The organism is Bacillus sp. COPE52 (assembly GCF_003355115.1).
Taxonomy (GTDB): domain Bacteria; phylum Bacillota; class Bacilli; order Bacillales; family Bacillaceae_G; genus Bacillus_A; species Bacillus_A toyonensis.
The window spans coordinates 3,563,654-3,579,918 of record NZ_CP031292.1 but is presented as its reverse complement, the minus strand read 5'-3'; the positions used below and the strand labels follow the sequence as shown (position 1 = coordinate 3,579,918).

General features: G+C 34.8%; 19 protein-coding genes. 13 read left to right on the top strand and 6 right to left on the bottom strand.

Annotated elements, in window-relative coordinates:
• The first annotated feature begins 20 nt into the window (after window positions 1-20).
• On the top strand, window positions 21-632 hold the full coding sequence (locus tag DPQ31_RS17950; protein WP_000975464.1) for an alpha/beta hydrolase: 612 nt from the start codon (window positions 21-23) through the stop codon (window positions 630-632).
• A 53-nt stretch (window positions 633-685) separates the two neighbouring features.
• Here DPQ31_RS17950 and DPQ31_RS17945 read toward each other — a convergent pair whose 3' ends face one another.
• Window positions 686-2,218 (bottom strand): BA3702 family sensor histidine kinase, encoded by a 1,533-nt coding sequence (locus DPQ31_RS17945; RefSeq protein WP_016108908.1) that lies wholly within the window; start codon window positions 2,216-2,218, stop codon window positions 686-688.
• A gap of 235 nt (window positions 2,219-2,453) precedes the next feature.
• Here DPQ31_RS17945 and DPQ31_RS17940 point away from each other — a divergent pair, with 235 nt between their 5' ends.
• The gene (locus DPQ31_RS17940; RefSeq protein ID WP_000844356.1) at window positions 2,454-2,825 is read left to right on the top strand and encodes a VOC family protein; all 372 of its coding nucleotides are present in this window, start codon (window positions 2,454-2,456) and stop codon (window positions 2,823-2,825) included.
• Between the two features lie 19 nt (window positions 2,826-2,844).
• Here DPQ31_RS17940 and DPQ31_RS17935 read toward each other — a convergent pair whose 3' ends face one another.
• Window positions 2,845-3,654 (bottom strand): YitT family protein, encoded by an 810-nt coding sequence (locus tag DPQ31_RS17935; protein WP_000617799.1) that lies wholly within the window; start codon window positions 3,652-3,654, stop codon window positions 2,845-2,847.
• Between the two features lie 144 nt (window positions 3,655-3,798).
• On the opposite strand from DPQ31_RS17935, the gene DPQ31_RS17930 reads away from it, so the two are divergent.
• Genes DPQ31_RS17930 through DPQ31_RS17920 form a run of 3 tightly spaced genes read left to right on the top strand, consistent with a single transcriptional unit; the run spans window position 3,799 to window position 5,339 of the window.
• Window positions 3,799-4,602 carry a protein phosphatase 2C domain-containing protein gene (locus DPQ31_RS17930; RefSeq protein ID WP_001223366.1) on the top strand — a complete coding sequence of 268 codons (804 nt, stop codon included), beginning with the start codon at window positions 3,799-3,801 and terminating at the stop codon, window positions 4,600-4,602.
• 15 nt (window positions 4,603-4,617) lie between these two features.
• Window positions 4,618-5,070: a peptidoglycan recognition protein family protein gene (locus tag DPQ31_RS17925; RefSeq protein WP_000402959.1), complete on the top strand. Its 453-nt coding sequence runs from the start codon at window positions 4,618-4,620 to the stop codon at window positions 5,068-5,070.
• Between the two features lie 17 nt (window positions 5,071-5,087).
• Complete coding sequence (locus tag DPQ31_RS17920) at window positions 5,088-5,339, top strand: DUF2164 domain-containing protein (protein ID WP_002039315.1); 252 nt, start codon at window positions 5,088-5,090, stop codon at window positions 5,337-5,339.
• A gap of 24 nt (window positions 5,340-5,363) precedes the next feature.
• Here DPQ31_RS17920 and DPQ31_RS17915 read toward each other — a convergent pair whose 3' ends face one another.
• Window positions 5,364-5,576 carry a CsbD family protein gene (locus DPQ31_RS17915; protein WP_000160404.1) on the bottom strand — a complete coding sequence of 71 codons (213 nt, stop codon included), beginning with the start codon at window positions 5,574-5,576 and terminating at the stop codon, window positions 5,364-5,366.
• 171 nt (window positions 5,577-5,747) lie between these two features.
• Window positions 5,748-6,560 carry a hypothetical protein gene (locus DPQ31_RS17910; protein WP_000061814.1) on the bottom strand — a complete coding sequence of 271 codons (813 nt, stop codon included), beginning with the start codon at window positions 6,558-6,560 and terminating at the stop codon, window positions 5,748-5,750.
• A gap of 153 nt (window positions 6,561-6,713) precedes the next feature.
• On the opposite strand from DPQ31_RS17910, the gene DPQ31_RS17905 reads away from it, so the two are divergent.
• The 7 genes from DPQ31_RS17905 to DPQ31_RS17875 all read left to right on the top strand — a co-directional run bounded on the left by DPQ31_RS17905 (window position 6,714) and on the right by DPQ31_RS17875 (window position 13,625).
• Window positions 6,714-6,917 carry a hypothetical protein gene (locus DPQ31_RS17905; protein WP_000810202.1) on the top strand — a complete coding sequence of 68 codons (204 nt, stop codon included), beginning with the start codon at window positions 6,714-6,716 and terminating at the stop codon, window positions 6,915-6,917.
• Window positions 6,914-7,474, top strand: coding sequence for a GNAT family N-acetyltransferase (locus tag DPQ31_RS17900; protein ID WP_142313861.1), 561 nt, complete (start codon window positions 6,914-6,916; stop codon window positions 7,472-7,474). The genes DPQ31_RS17905 and DPQ31_RS17900 overlap by 4 nt, the downstream gene beginning before the upstream one ends.
• A 267-nt stretch (window positions 7,475-7,741) precedes the next feature.
• Window positions 7,742-8,530: a helix-turn-helix domain-containing protein gene (locus tag DPQ31_RS17895; RefSeq protein WP_000505607.1), complete on the top strand. Its 789-nt coding sequence runs from the start codon at window positions 7,742-7,744 to the stop codon at window positions 8,528-8,530.
• A 169-nt stretch (window positions 8,531-8,699) separates the two neighbouring features.
• Window positions 8,700-10,313, top strand: coding sequence for a long-chain fatty acid--CoA ligase (locus DPQ31_RS17890; protein WP_199631906.1), 1,614 nt, complete (start codon window positions 8,700-8,702; stop codon window positions 10,311-10,313).
• A 123-nt stretch (window positions 10,314-10,436) separates the two neighbouring features.
• The gene (locus DPQ31_RS17885) at window positions 10,437-11,012 is read left to right on the top strand and encodes a biotin transporter BioY (protein WP_097958426.1); all 576 of its coding nucleotides are present in this window, start codon (window positions 10,437-10,439) and stop codon (window positions 11,010-11,012) included.
• Window positions 11,013-11,077: 65 nt separating this feature from the next.
• Entirely contained in the window at window positions 11,078-12,541 is a 1,464-nt protein-coding gene (locus tag DPQ31_RS17880; protein ID WP_097958424.1) for an acyl-CoA synthetase, read from the top strand.
• Entirely contained in the window at window positions 12,534-13,625 is a 1,092-nt protein-coding gene (locus tag DPQ31_RS17875; protein WP_070189662.1) for an acetyl-CoA C-acyltransferase, read from the top strand. The genes DPQ31_RS17880 and DPQ31_RS17875 overlap by 8 nt, the downstream gene beginning before the upstream one ends.
• An 8-nt stretch (window positions 13,626-13,633) precedes the next feature.
• On the opposite strand, the gene DPQ31_RS17870 is transcribed toward DPQ31_RS17875, so the two are convergent.
• Window positions 13,634-14,215: a DUF6434 domain-containing protein gene (locus tag DPQ31_RS17870; RefSeq protein WP_001247736.1), complete on the bottom strand. Its 582-nt coding sequence runs from the start codon at window positions 14,213-14,215 to the stop codon at window positions 13,634-13,636.
• A 104-nt stretch (window positions 14,216-14,319) separates the two neighbouring features.
• On the opposite strand from DPQ31_RS17870, the gene DPQ31_RS17865 reads away from it, so the two are divergent.
• Window positions 14,320-14,763, top strand: a complete 444-nt coding sequence (locus DPQ31_RS17865; RefSeq protein WP_000432590.1) for an NUDIX hydrolase — start codon at window positions 14,320-14,322, stop codon at window positions 14,761-14,763.
• Window positions 14,764-14,962: 199 nt separating this feature from the next.
• Here DPQ31_RS17865 and DPQ31_RS17860 read toward each other — a convergent pair whose 3' ends face one another.
• On the bottom strand, window positions 14,963-16,165 hold the full coding sequence (locus DPQ31_RS17860) for an alanyl-tRNA editing protein (RefSeq protein WP_208730813.1): 1,203 nt from the start codon (window positions 16,163-16,165) through the stop codon (window positions 14,963-14,965).
• Window positions 16,166-16,265: the final 100 nt, after the last annotated feature.

The following is a 16,265-nucleotide window of genomic DNA, read 5'->3' as shown; positions in this document are numbered from 1 at the left end:
ATTGAAAGGGGAAAAGGATTATGATGAAACATGTTTTTCAAAAAGGAAAAGATACTTCAAAACCAGTGTTGTTATTACTTCATGGTACGGGCGGTAATGAACTAGATTTATTACCACTTGCAGAAATAATTGATCCGGGAGCTTCGGTATTAAGTGTTCGTGGAAATGTATTAGAGAATGGGATGCCACGTTTCTTCCGTAGATTAGCAGAAGGTATTTTTGATGAAGAAGATTTAATTTTCCGTACGAAGGAGTTAAATGAATTTTTAAACGAAGCGGCAAAAACATATGAATTTGATAGAAATAACATTATAGCTATCGGTTATTCAAATGGAGCTAACATTGCAGCGAGCTTATTATTCCATTATGAAGATGCGTTAAAAGCTGCTGTTCTTCATCATCCAATGGTGCCTAGAAGAGGAATCCAATTGCCTAATTTAGCAGAAACAGCGGTATTTATCGCAGCTGGGACAAATGATCCAATTTGTGCGCCTTCTGAGTCAGAAGAATTGAAGACGTTATTAGAAAATGCAAACGCTAATGTAACAATGCATTGGGAAAATAGAGGGCATCAATTAACAATGGGTGAAGTAGAAAAAGCAAAAGAATGGTATGACAATACAGTATTATAGAAGGAAATAAAAAAGAAGCATTTGCTAATCGTTAGCAGATGCTTCTTTTTTATTTAAGACTGGATTGCAAGATGGGATGAAGAAAGTGGTAATTGAATATCAACGATGGTACCTTTGTTTAGTTCACTTGAAATGTGTAATTTACCATGGTGCTCTTCAATTATTTTGTAACACATCATGAGTCCTAGGCCGGTACCTTTTTCTTTTAAACTATAAAATGGTTCACCTAAACGTGATATACGATCTTCTGGAATGCCACAGCCTTCGTCAATTATACGAATTACGATGAAATTATTGTCTAACGATTTGATTTGAATGAAAATATTACCGCCATTTGGCATCGCTTCTATTGCGTTTTTTAATATGTTAATAAAAACTTGTTTTAATTGATTACCATCGCATTGGATGTCATGTTTATGGTTAAAATGATCCATAATAATATGGACGCTATGCATGATGGCAGTCGGTAAAAGAAATGTGACTACCTCTTCAATTAAAGTTTGTATGTTGTAAGTTTGAACGGATAAAACTTGAGGTTTAGACATCGCCATAAATTGACTCGTAATGGATTCCATTTGTGATATTTCACTTAGCATAACATCTACATACCATTTATTCTCCTCATTTATTTCAGGAAGTAGCAATGTTAAAAAACCTTTTAGAGAAGTGAGTGGATTTCGAATTTCATGGGCAATTCCAGCTGTCAGTTGTCCAACTACGGCGAGCTTTTCTGATTTCCGTAATAATTTTTCAGTCTCTTTTAGCTCGGTAACGTCCCTTCCCATCACGATAAGGCCTTTACGGGAACCGTCAGGATGATAAAGAGGGACTTTTGATATACTTAAGATGAGGTCGAAATCATCTCTGTGTATAATAAATTCCTCCCCGTGAAGAATTTGTCTTTGCTGCCATGCTAGTTCATCTACTTCTTCACAGTGTAAAAAAGCTTCTCGGTACGCTGCATTATATTGGATGAGTTCACTGTCCTTTTTCCCGTGATAAGGTACATGATGGAAATTAAAGCAGGAAAGTGCATAGTCATTTGCTTCAAGCCAGCGACCTTCATGATCTTTAAATATAACAAACGCAGGCATTGCATTCATTAATGTACGTAATCTTTTCTCGCTTTCTTGTAACATTTTTTCGATTCTTTCTGATTTTTCAAGAGGTTTCATAATCGCATAGACACCTGTTAGACGATGTTGGACAAAAATAGGAACTAGTTTTGTTACGACGTCTAATAAGTAGCCATCTTTATGATAAATAGATAGGATATACTCTTGCTGATTGTCTGCTTCGGTATTCTTTATATATTGTAATACTTGCTCAGAAATATGAGCTTCTAAAATAGAGATAATGTTTTTCCGTTCTAATTCTAAAGAAGTGTAGCCTAGTATTCTTTCTGCAGAAGGATTGATATGTAGAATAATTCCCTCTAAATTCAATGAAATAATACTATCAGGATTATGTTCGAACAGAGATGCGTACATTTCTGCTAAAGAACGATCTTGTATATGGTTTCGCAAACGTCCAGAAATGTTCGGATGACGTTTTCTTAGAGTTGATGAATATTTTTTACGACTCATAATATTTCCTCCGTACAACTAGCATCTAAAAGATTTGTCTAATAATAACTATAATATAGATGTAATGTGTATTTCTATAAAAAATGGAAGTTACAGAAAAAAATTTGTTTTCTTTATTTTTTGCAAAAGGAATATAAGGTGGTAATAAGGGAAGCTTATATTGTTTTATAAAGTTTTTGTAAGTTACAGGGGTGTGTTTTCTTTATAATATTAGAATAGAAGAGGGGGAGAGAAAATGAAAAGTTATATTCAAGGAATCGATCATGTACAAGTAGCTGCACCTGTAGGGTGTGAAGAAGAGGCACGTGCATTCTATGGTAAAAAAATTGGTATGGAAGAAATTCCAAAGCCAGAAGAGTTAAAAAAACGAGGTGGATGTTGGTTTAAGTGTGGGAATCAAGAAATCCATATTGGTGTGGAACAGAATTTTACACCAGCTAAAAAGGCACATCCAGCTTTTTATGTGACTCAAATTAATGAATTTAAGCAAATGCTTATAGAACAAGGGATTGAAGTGATTGATGATCATGCCCGGCCAGATGTGATTAGATTTTATGTGTCTGATCCATTTGGAAATAGAATTGAATTTATGCAAAATAAAGACTAGGTGGCTTCCCACCTAGTCTTTAACCTCTTCTGAAAAGCCCTAATACTTCTACAGTTTCTGTAATATTAACGAACGCATGCGGATCAATTTCAGAAATTGTTAGTTTCATACTTGCTAATTCTTCACGAGAAACGACTGTCATAAGTACACGTTTTTTCTCGCTTGAATAAGCACCTTCTCCATCAAGTAATGTAATACCACGTACAACAGTTGAAAGAAGCTGTTTTTTCATTTTTTCCGCTTCATTTGTTACAATCATAAGTGTAACTTTACGATGTTTCGTATGAACAGCATCAATTACTTTACCAGTTACATAAATTGAAAGTAAACTTGTAAGTGCAACATCCCAAGTGAAGAAGAATCCTGCAATTACTACAACGACTGCATTTAAAACAATAAGGAATCCACCAAGTTTAATGTCACGTTTACGAGATAACAACATACCGATAATATCAAATCCACCAGTGGATCCATTACAATTAAAAACAAGACCAATACCAGCTCCGGCAATAACACCTCCGAAGATAGATGATAAAAGTGGATCTGTTGCTACGATTTTTACTGGAACGTAGTATAATGCAACAGATAATACAATTACAGAGATAACTGTGTTAAAAATTACTTTTTTTCCAAGACCTATGTATCCTAAAATAAGGATAGGTAAGTTTAATACGAAGTTAATAATACCTGTGTTTACAGGAGTTACAATCCCTAAAATAATAGCAATTCCGCCAATTCCACTACTTAAAATTTTGTGGGGGATAAGGAAAAGATTAAAGGCAATCGCAATAATAAAAGAACCAATAATAACACCGAGAAATCTGATCATCTTTTTCCCGTCCTTCACTAAAAAATTCATATTATTTCAAGATTATATATGATATTGAAAGTTTTGGGTAAAAACAGTTTATTTCGGAAAATTAGATTAATCGAAACAATTTGATTGTTTTGTAATTTGAAAGGGGATACAGAAATGAGGATAACGACTTATCAACAAAAAAGCCCGTTGAAGCAAGAGTGTGAGGATTCTTATTTTTGTAATGAAGACAAAAATATTTATGGTGTATGTGATGGTGCAACACCGCTCGTTCCGTTTCGTGACGAAAAGGAACATAATGGAGCATACATCGCTTCACATTTATTTGCAAGACATTTTACTTCATTACGGGAAAATCTTAGTTTACAAGTCGCAGTTGCAAGAGCAAATGAGTTATTGCAGAACAAGATGCTAGAATATAAGGTTGATACGAGAAAAAAAGAGCATTTGTGGTGTACATGTATTGCAGCAGTTCAAATAAATGGTGAGAAAATTGAATATGCGCAGTTAGGGGACTGTATGATCGTTGCAATTCTTCAAAATGGAACGATGCAAGTAGTAACGAAAGACACAGTTAAAGGAATTAGTAAACGAGCTAAAAAGAAGAGAGAAGAAGATCGTAAAAAAGGTTTATTTGTGCCAGAAGAACATGTTTTTCAAGATGTTCGAGAACAGTTAAAATACAACCGTTATCTTGCAAATATGGAGGGCGGGTATTCCGTTGCAAACGGAATGAAAGAAGCCATCCATTATTTACAACACGGTGAATTACATATAGATGAAGTGAGTGGGATTTTTATTTGTTCAGATGGGTTATTTCATCCAGATTGGTCACTCGAACAAACTGTTGCATATATAAGAAAGAATAGTATAAACGAATACGTAGCAATCATTGAAGAGTTAGAAGGGAAAAAGAGAATAAGGCCAGATGATAAGACAATTATTATGATCGATTTTTAAGAGGAGGAAGTTCATATGGAAATTAAATGTGTAAATTTAATATTTCAAGATGAGTTAGTTCCTTTAGGGAAAGTAAATAAACTTATTATTCACCATACGTCAGAAGATGGATGGGATGTGTATAAAACACATGAATTTCATCAAACTGTAAGAGGGTGGAGCGGGATTGGTTACAATTATTTTATTGAAGAGGACGGAACGGTAATTGAAGGAAGAGGGTTACATATTGGAGCACATGCGAAAGACAATAATCGAGATACAATTGGAATATGTATGACGGGTAATTTTGATAAGTATGATCCAACTACTGCACAAATGAATGCATTATATTCTTTATGTAAAATGTTTATGAAACAGTTTGCTATAAAGAAGGAAAATATACTAGGTCATAGGGAGCTAGTAGGAGTAACAAAAAGTTGTCCTGGAAATCGTTTTTCTATGGTAGAGTTAAGAAAAATAGTATCTTAAATATAGAGGAGTAACAAATGATGATGAATATAAAAATACCAAATGATAAAAAAGAAGAGCTTGTAGCACAAATTCAGCAATTCTTCATGGAAGAAGATTTAGATGAAATTGGACGTTTCCAAGCAGAACGTTTAATAGAAGAAATGATAAAATTAGTTGGTCCATTTGCCTATAATCAAGCAATTGGAGATGCAAGAAAGCTTGTAAGCGAGAAATTAACGAATATTGAAGAAGATTTGTATGTGTTAGAGAAGAATGAAGGGAAATAAAAAAAGAGCCGAATGGCTCTTTTTTTATTTGTCTTCTTTATGTTCTTTATACTCGTGTGCTTTTTCTTTTACATTACCGACAGTGCTTTTTGCATTGCCTTTTATTTTATCCCATTTTCCTTCGGCTTGTAATTTTTTGTTATCCGTTACTTTCCCGACAACTTCTTTTACTTCACCTTTTACCTTATCAATGGCACCTTCTACTTTTTCTTTTAAACCATGATCATGCTTTGTCATACATTTCTCCTCCTTGTAGTTTGATTAGAATTCTCTTTTCATATTGCAAGTTGAATGATGTATCTAATAATAGCGTAAGAAATATAGTTTGAATATTCAAATGATTAATAGGATAGAAAAGGAATTGTCAAACAATGTATAAAATTGTAATGGAAAGAGAAAGAATGTTAATTACATGTCTTTTGCAGTCCATATTGATTTTGTATAAGCGATTTTCAAATGAGCGCGTTCCATATTATTTTGACTACTACTACCGAACCTTGCTTGTCCAATTATTAAATTACAATCGGATTTAATAGCTGCCTCAATTCTTTTTTGAATTAATGTAGTGTGACAGCCTATACGCTGAAATTCTGGCAAAGTAGCAGAAGCAGCTAATGATGCAATTCCCTTATTTATATATAGGACACCAATGCCCGCAGGAATATTTTGAACTTCTGCTATGAAAAAATACCAGCCTGGTTCATTGTAAAGAATTTCGTTATTTTGACGTACACCATCCTTTGTAAAGGAAGGCATATTAAATCCGCGTACATATATGTCTGCAAAAATATCAAATTCATTTTTTTTTAGTTGGCGCACTGAAATGTTAGAAGGAATAAGGGATGGATCTTCTTTCGGTATACTATATAAAGCGGTATGGAAGCTAGATTGATAAAAACCTTTTTTTGATAAGTATTGAAATAGTTCAGCTGTACCTTGCGCTGGTGTAATTTCAAAACGGCAAGGGATTTGTAGTGATTCATAATAAGAGATGATTTCATCTATCGCATCTGTATTTGTATATGTAATGCCTTTTACTGTATTAAAAGCAGGACCAGTAATTACTTTTGATGAAAAGGCAGTGGCACTCCCGAAATTTTTCATTTGTATTTGCATTGGATTTCCGCTTATTGCTTGTAGTAGCGCTAATCTAGAAGAGAGCATATCTATTTCTGCGTTTTCAATTTCTTGTGCTACATTGAATGTCATAATCATACTCATAAGATTCCTCCGTCAATTAATATAGTTCATAGTACATATACGATTTTTATTCTGAGATTCCTGTTGAAATGTAAGAGAATAAGAGGTTTTTTGGAAGGGAAATGGAAGTGAACTGTCGAAGGGAAGTGGAAACAGATTAAAGGTGGTGCTCTCATGAAACAGAAAGACGTGCAGACATGCCCTAATTGCGGCTCTCAAAACATAGGAGAAGGTGAGTTTATCGGTTATGCACAAATACGGAAAAAGGAAACGATGTTCACATCTTCACCAGTAGATGCTTATATTTGTACAGATTGCGGGAATATCCTTTCATTGAAGGTACGGAATTATGAAAAGTTTAAGCAGAAGCCGTTATGATTGTTGAGAGGTGGTCATATCCAGCGTTGTATACGAAACATCTTATATTACGGAGAATTAATATGAGTGATATTTTACATATATATGAGTATGCCTCAGATAAAGAAATGTCAACGTATACTGTATGGGATGCTCATCAATCGTTACATGACACACAAAAATATATAGAAGAAATTGTGAGTCAATATGAAAAAGAAAAAGTAGCCCCCCTTGGAATTGTATTAAGAGAGGAACAAAAACTCATAGGGACTTGTGGATTTATAAAATATGATGTAATTGAACATAAAGCGGAAATTGCATACGCCTTATCACGAAAATATGGGGGTAGAGGATTAGCTACTGAGGCGGCGTCAGCTTTTTTTAGCTATGGTTTTAATGAGTTACGTCTTAATAGTATTGAAGCAGGATGTAATTCAGAAAATGAAGCATCTGAAAAATTAATGAAACGTTTGAATATGGAATACGAATGTACAATTCAAAAGGATTTGTTCATTAAAGGTAAGTATCGTGATACGAAAAGATATTGTATATCTAGGGAAAGATATATGAATCAATGAAATATTTTATATTGAAAACTCCTTTAATTTAATAAGGGGGTTTTTATTTTTTTATAACAATAATTACCTTTAATTGTTATAATTGGTTATTGAAAGTTATTGTGTTTCTTAATATCACAATTATAGAAGAAAACTAGCTAAATCGTATAGAAAACCTCTATATAACATGATCGCAACCGTAAGTTGACAAAGTGCAACCGCAGGAAGATAGAGATAAAGACAATGTTTACATACAATTTAGTTAAGAAAATAAAGGGGGACACACATATGGGATTTGGTGAAAAGCTTTTTAAATTAAGAAAGGAAAAGGGCCTTTCTCAAGAAGCGTTAGCTGAGAAACTAAACACGACAAGGCAAGCAGTTAGTAAATGGGAAAACGGTCAAGGTTTTCCTGAAACTGAAAAGTTAATAATGATTGGAAATGTATTTGAAGTCTCTCTTGATTACTTATTAAAAGAAACTGCCGAGCAAAGTAATGAAAAGGAAAATGGTTATTATGTAAGTAAGGAAATGGCGGAAGGGTATGTAGTGTATGGACAAAAAATTTCTAAATATATCGCATTAGGATTTAGCTTGCTTATTTTATCTACAATACCGTATTTATTATTTAAAGAAAATGCAACACTGTCTACATTCCTTGTCATTATCATTGCGGTCCTTGGAATTGGAGCAATGATGGTACCTGTAACACTAGAAGAGAGTCGATACAATGTATTAAAAAAGGAAGAATTACTGTTTGATCAAAACTTTCTAAAAGAATTGACAAAAAGATATGCGACTATTAAGAAGAAGTATGCAGCAGTAGTGATCGTTGGATTTTGTTTTATCGCAGCAGGAGCAATACCATTTTTATTTGAGAAAAAACGAATCACGTCAGGAGAGCTCGTGCAGTATTACCCTTATTGTGTTGTACTTATTGCTATTGGAGTTTATCTTTTTGTTCGTGTGTTAGGCGTGTTAGAGACGTATCGAATTTTAGTAGAAAATAAAGAATATAGTAATCGTTTTATCTTTAAACTCAAAAAGAAAGTAAGAAAAAAGGTAGATAGTTTATAAGCAAGAGAAAAACGTGTTTTGGATCATTGTATTCAAAACATGTTTTTTATTGTTCTGAATTATTTCCAAAGAAATAATTCAGAAAATACAGAAAAATATCGTAATTATTTGTAGAAGTCTGTTATAATATACGAAAATGAAAACGCTTTAAAGGGAGGCTGTAAACAATATGATGATGAATGTACCGCTAACAATTAGTTCTATGATGGAAAGAGCAGAGAGACTGTTTTCGAAGAAAGAAATTGTTTCACGGACACATGATACAGTTACAACGTTAACGTATAAGCAGTTAGGGGAAAGGACGAGAAGACTTTCAAGTGCGCTAAAAAAATTAGGAATAAAAGAAGGCGAGCGTATAGGAACGTTAGCGTGGAATCATCATCGACATGTGGAGGCGTATTTTGCTATTCCAGGTATTGCTTCCGTTTTACACACAATTAATATTCGTTTATCTCCTCAACATATTTCATACATTATTCAGCACGCAGAAGATCGCATTCTACTTATAGATGAAGATCTCGTACCACTCGTTGAAAATATTCAATCACAATTATCAACTGTACAAGCCTACATTATTATGACTGATAAAGATGAACTTCCAAATACTACGCTAGAACCTGTATATCATTATGAAAAGTTATTAGAAGAAGGCGATCCAAATTTCCAATTTGTAAAAGATATTGATGAAAATACACCTGCTGGTATGTGTTATACGTCAGCGACTACAGGAAACCCAAAAGGTGTTGTATATACGCATCGTAGTACTGTATTGCATTGTATGGCACTTGGTTTAGCGGATACAGCTGCTTTATCGGAAAGTGATGCGGCGATGGCAATTGTACCGATGTTCCATGTGAACGCTTGGGGGCTTCCTTTCGCTGCTACTTGGTTTGGAACAAAACAAGTTCTTCCAGGACCGATGTTTACGCCAAAAATTTTATTAGAAATGATTCAAGCTGAAAAAGTAACGATAGCAGCAGGTGTGCCGACAATTTGGCTCGGTGTATTACAAGAGTTAGAAAATAATAGTTACGATTTATCTAGTATAACGAGAATATTATGCGGTGGTGCAGCTGCACCGAAAAGCGTTATTAAAGCATTTGAGCAAAAATATAATGTTCCTTTCGTACATGCATATGGTATGACTGAAACGAGTCCACTCGTAACGCTTGCACGTTTAAAAAGTTATGAAACAGAATTATCATATGAAGAGCAATTAGAAATCCGCTCCAAACAAGGATATCTTGTACCTGGTGTAGAGATGAAAGTAGTCGGTACAAATGGTGAAGTGAAGTGGGATGGTACGGAGATGGGAGAATTATGTTTACGAGCACCTTGGATCGCTGAAAGCTATTATAACGATGATCGTACTGCCGAAGGATTCCGTGACGGTTGGTTATATACTGGCGATGTCGTTACAGTTGATGAGGAAGGCTGCGTGAAAATTGTTGATCGTACGAAGGATGTTATTAAAAGCGGGGGCGAGTGGATTTCTTCAGTCGATCTTGAAAATGCTTTAATGGCACATGATGCTATATTTGAAGCGGCTGTCGTTGCAATTCCTCATCCGCAGTGGCAAGAACGCCCAGTTGCCTGCGTTGTTCAAAAGAAAAATAGTACGGTTACAAAAGAAGAAATATATGAGTTTTTAAAACCGCAGTTTGCGAAGTGGTGGTTACCAGATGATATTGTATTTATGGAAGAAATACCGAAAACATCTGTTGGAAAGTTTTTAAAACAGGCACTTCGAAAAGAACTTGAGCATTTGCATAAAGAGAAATAACAGAATTGTCATTTGTAAACTTACATTAATTTATGGTTGACAAAAGAAAAGTAGGAAGATAATATAACTCCTATAATATGTTATCTAAAAACGATTTTAAGTTTACAAATAGGAGAAGTAAATATGAATACAAAAAATTTAGTTTTCGTCGCTTTATTTAGTTCTATTATGGGAGTGTTAGGGTTAATACCTCCAATTGCTCTTTCTATCACACCAGTTCCGATTACATTACAATCACTTGGTGTTATGCTTGCAGGTGGCCTGTTAGGATCACGTCTTGGGGCATTAAGTCAGCTCGTTTTCTTACTTATAGTTGGAGTTGGAGCACCATTACTTGCGGGTGGACGTGGGGGTCCAGGTGTATTTGTTGGACCAAGTGCAGGATATTTACTTGGTTATATCGTTGGAGCGTTTGTAATTGGATATTTAATTGAGCGTTTACGTGAAGTTTCTATTATAAAAGTATTATGTATTAATATAATTGGTGGTATTTTCGTAGTTTACGTATTTGGCATTACTGTACAAGCTTTCTTAATGGATGTTTCTGTATGGGAGACAATGAAAGTGAGTGCTGTGTTTTTACCAGGGGATTGCATAAAAGCAATTATTGCAGCAATTCTCGTGACAAAATTACATCGTTCATTGAAACACATTATTACGCCCGCTTTAAAGAATGAAAAATATACAAATGCGGGATGATAAAGAGAAGAAACACGTTCATTACGTGTTTCTTTTTGTTATTTTGTAAAGAAAGGACATCTCAAATGGGGATTATAAAAGAATATAAAAAGCATGCCTCTTTACAACCGAATAAAATAGCGATAAAGGAAAATGATAGAGCTTTAACATATAAAGAGTGGTTTGAATCAGTTTGTAAAGTAGCAAACTGGTTGCGCGTAACAGAATCGAAGAATAAAACAATAGCAATTGTATTAGAAAATCGTATGGAGTTTTTACAACTATTTGCGGGTGCTGCTATGGCTGGGTGGGTTTGTGTACCATTAGATGTGAAATGGAAAAAGGATGAGCTAAAAGAAAGACTAGCAATTAGTAATTCGGATATGGTTGTGACGGAAGGGTATAAGTTAAATGATATTTTAGATGAAGAAAGAAGAGTATTTGCAATTGATGAATGGAAACAAATAATAGAGAACTACCTTCCTAGAGATTATCTCGGAGAAAATGTACAAAATGCCCCTTTTTATATGGGGTTTACATCAGGATCGACTGGAAAGGCAAAAGCATTTTTGCGTGCACAACAATCGTGGGTTCATAGTTTTGATTGTAATGTACATGACTTTCATATGAGAAAGGAGGATTCTATTTTAATAGCTGGAACGCTCGTTCACTCTCTTTTCTTATACGGCGCAATAAGTGCATTATATGAAGGACAAACGGTGCACGTTATGAGAAAGTTTATTCCAGATCAAGTGTTGGATAAGTTAGAGACTGAAAATATTTCGGTCATGTATACAGTACCAACAATGCTGGAGTCTTTATATAAAGAAAATAGAATAATAGAAAATAAGATGAAAATTATTTCGTCAGGAGCAAAATGGGAAGCTGAAGCGAAAGAAAAAATAAAGAGTATATTTCCTTATGCAAAAAAATACGAATTTTACGGTGCATCGGAACTAAGTTTTGTAACAGCATTAGTCGATGATGAGAGTGAAAAAAAGCCAAATTCAGTAGGGAAACCCTGTCATAATGTGCAAGTTCGAATATGTAATGAAGCAGGAGAAGAAGTACAGCTAGGTGAGATAGGAACAGTTTATGTGAAAAGTGATCAGTTTTTTATGGGATACATATTAGATGGTGTTTTAGTTCCAGAGCTAACTGAAGAGGGCTGGATGACAGTACATGATGTAGGCTATCAAGATGAGGAAGGGTTTATATATATAGTTGGTAGAGAGAAAAATATGATTCTATTTGGTGGAATTAATATTTATCCAGAAGAGATAGAAAGTGTGTTATATACGCATCAAGCTGTTGAAGAAATTGTTGTTGTTGGTGTAAAAGATAGTTATTGGGGTGAAAAGCCTGTCGCTATCGTAAAAGGAAGTGCTACGAAGCAACAATTAAAGAGCTTTTGCTTACAGAGATTATCCTCTTTTAAAATACCGAAAGAATGGTATTTTGTAGATGAAATACCTTATACAAATAGCGGGAAAGTAGCCCGCATTGCAGCCGAAAGTATAGTTAGAAATCAGGAGAAGATACATGAATAGAGCAGTTATTGTAGAGGCGAAAAGAACGCCCATTGGTAAGAAGAATGGGATATTGAAAGACTATGAAGTTCAGCAATTAGTAGCACCACTTCTTTCATTTCTAGGTAAAGGAATTGAGAGGGAAATAGACGATGTTATATTAGGGAATGTTGTTGGACCAGGGGGTAATATTGCAAGATTATCTGTTTTAGAAGCAGGACTTAGTTATCATATTCCTGGTGTAACGATTGATCGGCAATGTGGTGCTGGTTTAGAAGCGATTCGTACCGCGTGTCATCTCATTCAAGGTGGGGCAGGTAAGTGCTATATCGCCGGGGGAGTAGAGAGTACAAGTACGTCACCTTTTCAAAATAGAGCGCGATTTTCACCTGAAACAATAGGTGATCCTGATATGGGAGTAGCGGCTGAATTTGTTGCAGAGCGTTATAACATAACGAGAGAAATGCAAGATGAGTACGCTTGCTTAAGTTATAAGCGGACGCTACAAGCATTAGAAAATGGATATATACAAGATGAAGTATTGTCACTTAATGGATTACTAGATGAAGTAATAAAGCGAGAAATGCAGTATGAAAGAATGATTAAGAGAACAAAACCTGCATTTTTACAAAATGGAACGGTGACGGCAGGGAATTCGTGTGGTGTAAATGATGGGGCGTGTGCTGTACTTGTAATGGAAGAGGGGCAAGCTCGAAAATTAGGATATAAGCCAGTTCTTCGTTTCGTTCGCAGTGCTGTAGTTGGAGTGGATCCAAACCTCCCGGGAACTGGTCCGATATTTGCTGTGCAAAAACTACTTAGAGAAATGAATTTAGCAATAGAAGATATTGATTGTATTGAGATGAATGAAGCGTTCGCTTCGAAAATTGTTGCTTGTGCAAAGGAATTACAAATTCCATATGAGAAGCTCAATGTGAATGGTGGTGCAATTGCGCTCGGGCATCCGTACGGTGCATCTGGCGCTATGCTTGTGACACGTTTGTTTTATCAGGCAAAAAGAGATTCTATGAAATATGGAATGGCGACATTAGGAATTGGGGGCGGAATAGGACTTGCTCTATTATTTGAGAAAGTAGAAGACTAGCAAGATAACTAGTTTTCTACTTTTTGAGGAATATAGGCATTGCTACCAGGTTTTACTTTTATTTCGTTCCAAGCAGCGATAACGTCAGCTTTTGATTTTCCTTTGTTATTTGGATCTTCAAAAAAATCGCGAGTAAAACGATTGTATTCAAACTGTGTACCAATAGTTGTTTTATACGTAGGGTCTTTTTTACGTTCGTTTTCCTCATACCAAAACGTTATAGCGTCTTCATATGTTTTTCCGATATTTTCTTTAAAAAACTTTTGAAGAGCTACTGTAAAGCGGAAGTTTTCTCCAATTTTTTCTTTAAAAAAAGCACGTACATCTTCGCTACATCGATGATTTTCAGTGATAATCGTTTGCAGGGAAAGATCTTTATTGGATAGGGAAGCTTTACTCACCTTTTGATGAGAACTGTTTTTTAATACTTTACCTGTAGTTAAATAATGTGAGATACGACCGCTTATTTCGATCTTAGAGCCACTAGCTGGTAAATCATACTCACGACAAAATATTTGTAGTTCAGCTTTCAACCAATAATAGTTTTGGAAATCTTCAAGAGATATAGACTTTGTTAAAGGTGGACGCATGAATGTAACAACTTCTTTCTTCCATAATTTTCTTTAATTATAAAACGTACGTTCTTTTTGTGGAAGGATTAATTTGTAAATGTAATAGGAAGAGGAGATTACATATGGAAAATGTAATGCAAGTTCGTGTTACTGGAATTTTAATTGAAAGCGAAAAGGTATTGCTAGTAAAGCAAAAAGTTGCTAATCGGGATTGGTCTTTACCTGGGGGAAGGGTAGAGAATGGTGAAACGTTAGAAGAAGCGATGATTCGAGAAATGAAAGAAGAAACGGGATTAGATGTTAAGGTTAAGAATTTATTGTATGTTTGTGATAAACCAGATGCTCTCCCGTCTTTATTACATATTACATTTCTGCTTGAAAGGATGGAAGGTGAAATCACTTTACCTTCTAACGAGTTTGATCATAATCCAATTCAGGATGTACAAATGGTGCGAATAGAAGAATTAAGTAGTTATGGTTTCTCTGAGAAATTTACTAAACTTGCATCTGAAAAATTTCTGAATGCAGGAAGTTACCAAGGTTTAAAACAAAATATTGGCTTGTAAATATAAACTACTTTGAATATTGCTTTTTTCGGTAAATCGATATTTCTTGTCGAATCGTCGATATATGGTAAGTTATGATTGATAAAGTCAAAATGTCGTTCCTGAAATTTCATTTATCGTATTACTATGTATGAAGCAAAAAATAAGGAGATGTCCCTAGTTTGAAATTTCGCTAGACGACATCTCCTTAAGAAATGTTTTACACTGCAGATTGTAAAGAAGAAATAAGCTGATGTAAAAACTCATCACCGCTCATAATCGCTTTCCCACCACCGCGAGCGCTCTTTTTATTTCCGCCACCTTTTCCTTCAATTGCAGGAAGTTCATCTTTTAAAAGAGCATTCATATCGAGCGTTACTGTTTTTCCACAAGCGAGGATGCATTGTAGTTTGTCATCATTTTCAATGACGAAATATGTAATTGCATGCTCTTGTTGTTCTATAATGATAGCAGATAGTTTGGCAACTTCTTGCATAGAACGATTTATAAATACTTTAGAAATAAGGAATCCAGCATGTATTTCTGCAGGCTGTTGTAATAGTTCATTTGCCTCTGCAAATAATAATTTTTCATTCATTGTCTGTATCGCTTTTTCGTTTTCTTTTTGAGAGATAAGAAGCTGTGCTACTTTTGCTGGAATATCAGTTTCGCTACTATTTAATTGTTTAGAAACATCTTTCATAATTTGTTGCTGTTGTCCCATTAATTTCAGTGTGCGCCAGCCAGCGATAAACGTTAATCGAATACCACCTTTATTGCGCTCCCAATTAAGTACTTGAATAAGACCTACTTCACCTGTACGTCTCAGATGAGTTCCACCACAGCCGTTATAATCAAAGTTTTCGATAATAACAACGCGTATATTTTCGGTTAAAGTCGGTTCTTTACGAAGAGGTAACGTTTTCGCTTCCTCTAAGTTCATCCACTGAATACGGATTGGGTGGTTTTCAAAAACAATATTGTTGGCAATTTGCACTGCTTTTTCAATCGTTTCTGCAGGAAGATTTTCTGTTTCTAAATCAATTGTCACCGTATCTTTTCCAAGGTGGAATCCGATAGTGGGTATGTTAAAATGATCCCAAAAAGCAGCAGATAAAATGTGCTGAGCTGCATGTTGCTGCATATGATCAAAACGGCGCTCCCAATTAATTTTACCTTCTACTTCTGCTGTTTCTAATTGTTCTGCAATGAAGTGGCGGATTTCTCCATTTACTTCTTCAACATTAGTGACTAAGGTACCATTTAGTGTGCCAGTATCATATGGTTGTCCACCGCCTGTTGGGTAAAATGCCGTTTCATTTAAAACAACATATAAGTTATCTTCTTTATCATAATCTTGCTTTATAATTTTCGTAGTAAAGTCTTTCGTATAAGCGTCGATGTAATATAATTTTTGCTCCAATTTTCTTTCCCCTTTCGTATTCACTAGTTTCATTGTAAAACAATTGAAATAAGTTTCCTAATATTTCAGAAGAAAGAAACTATTTTTAGAATTTTCTTGC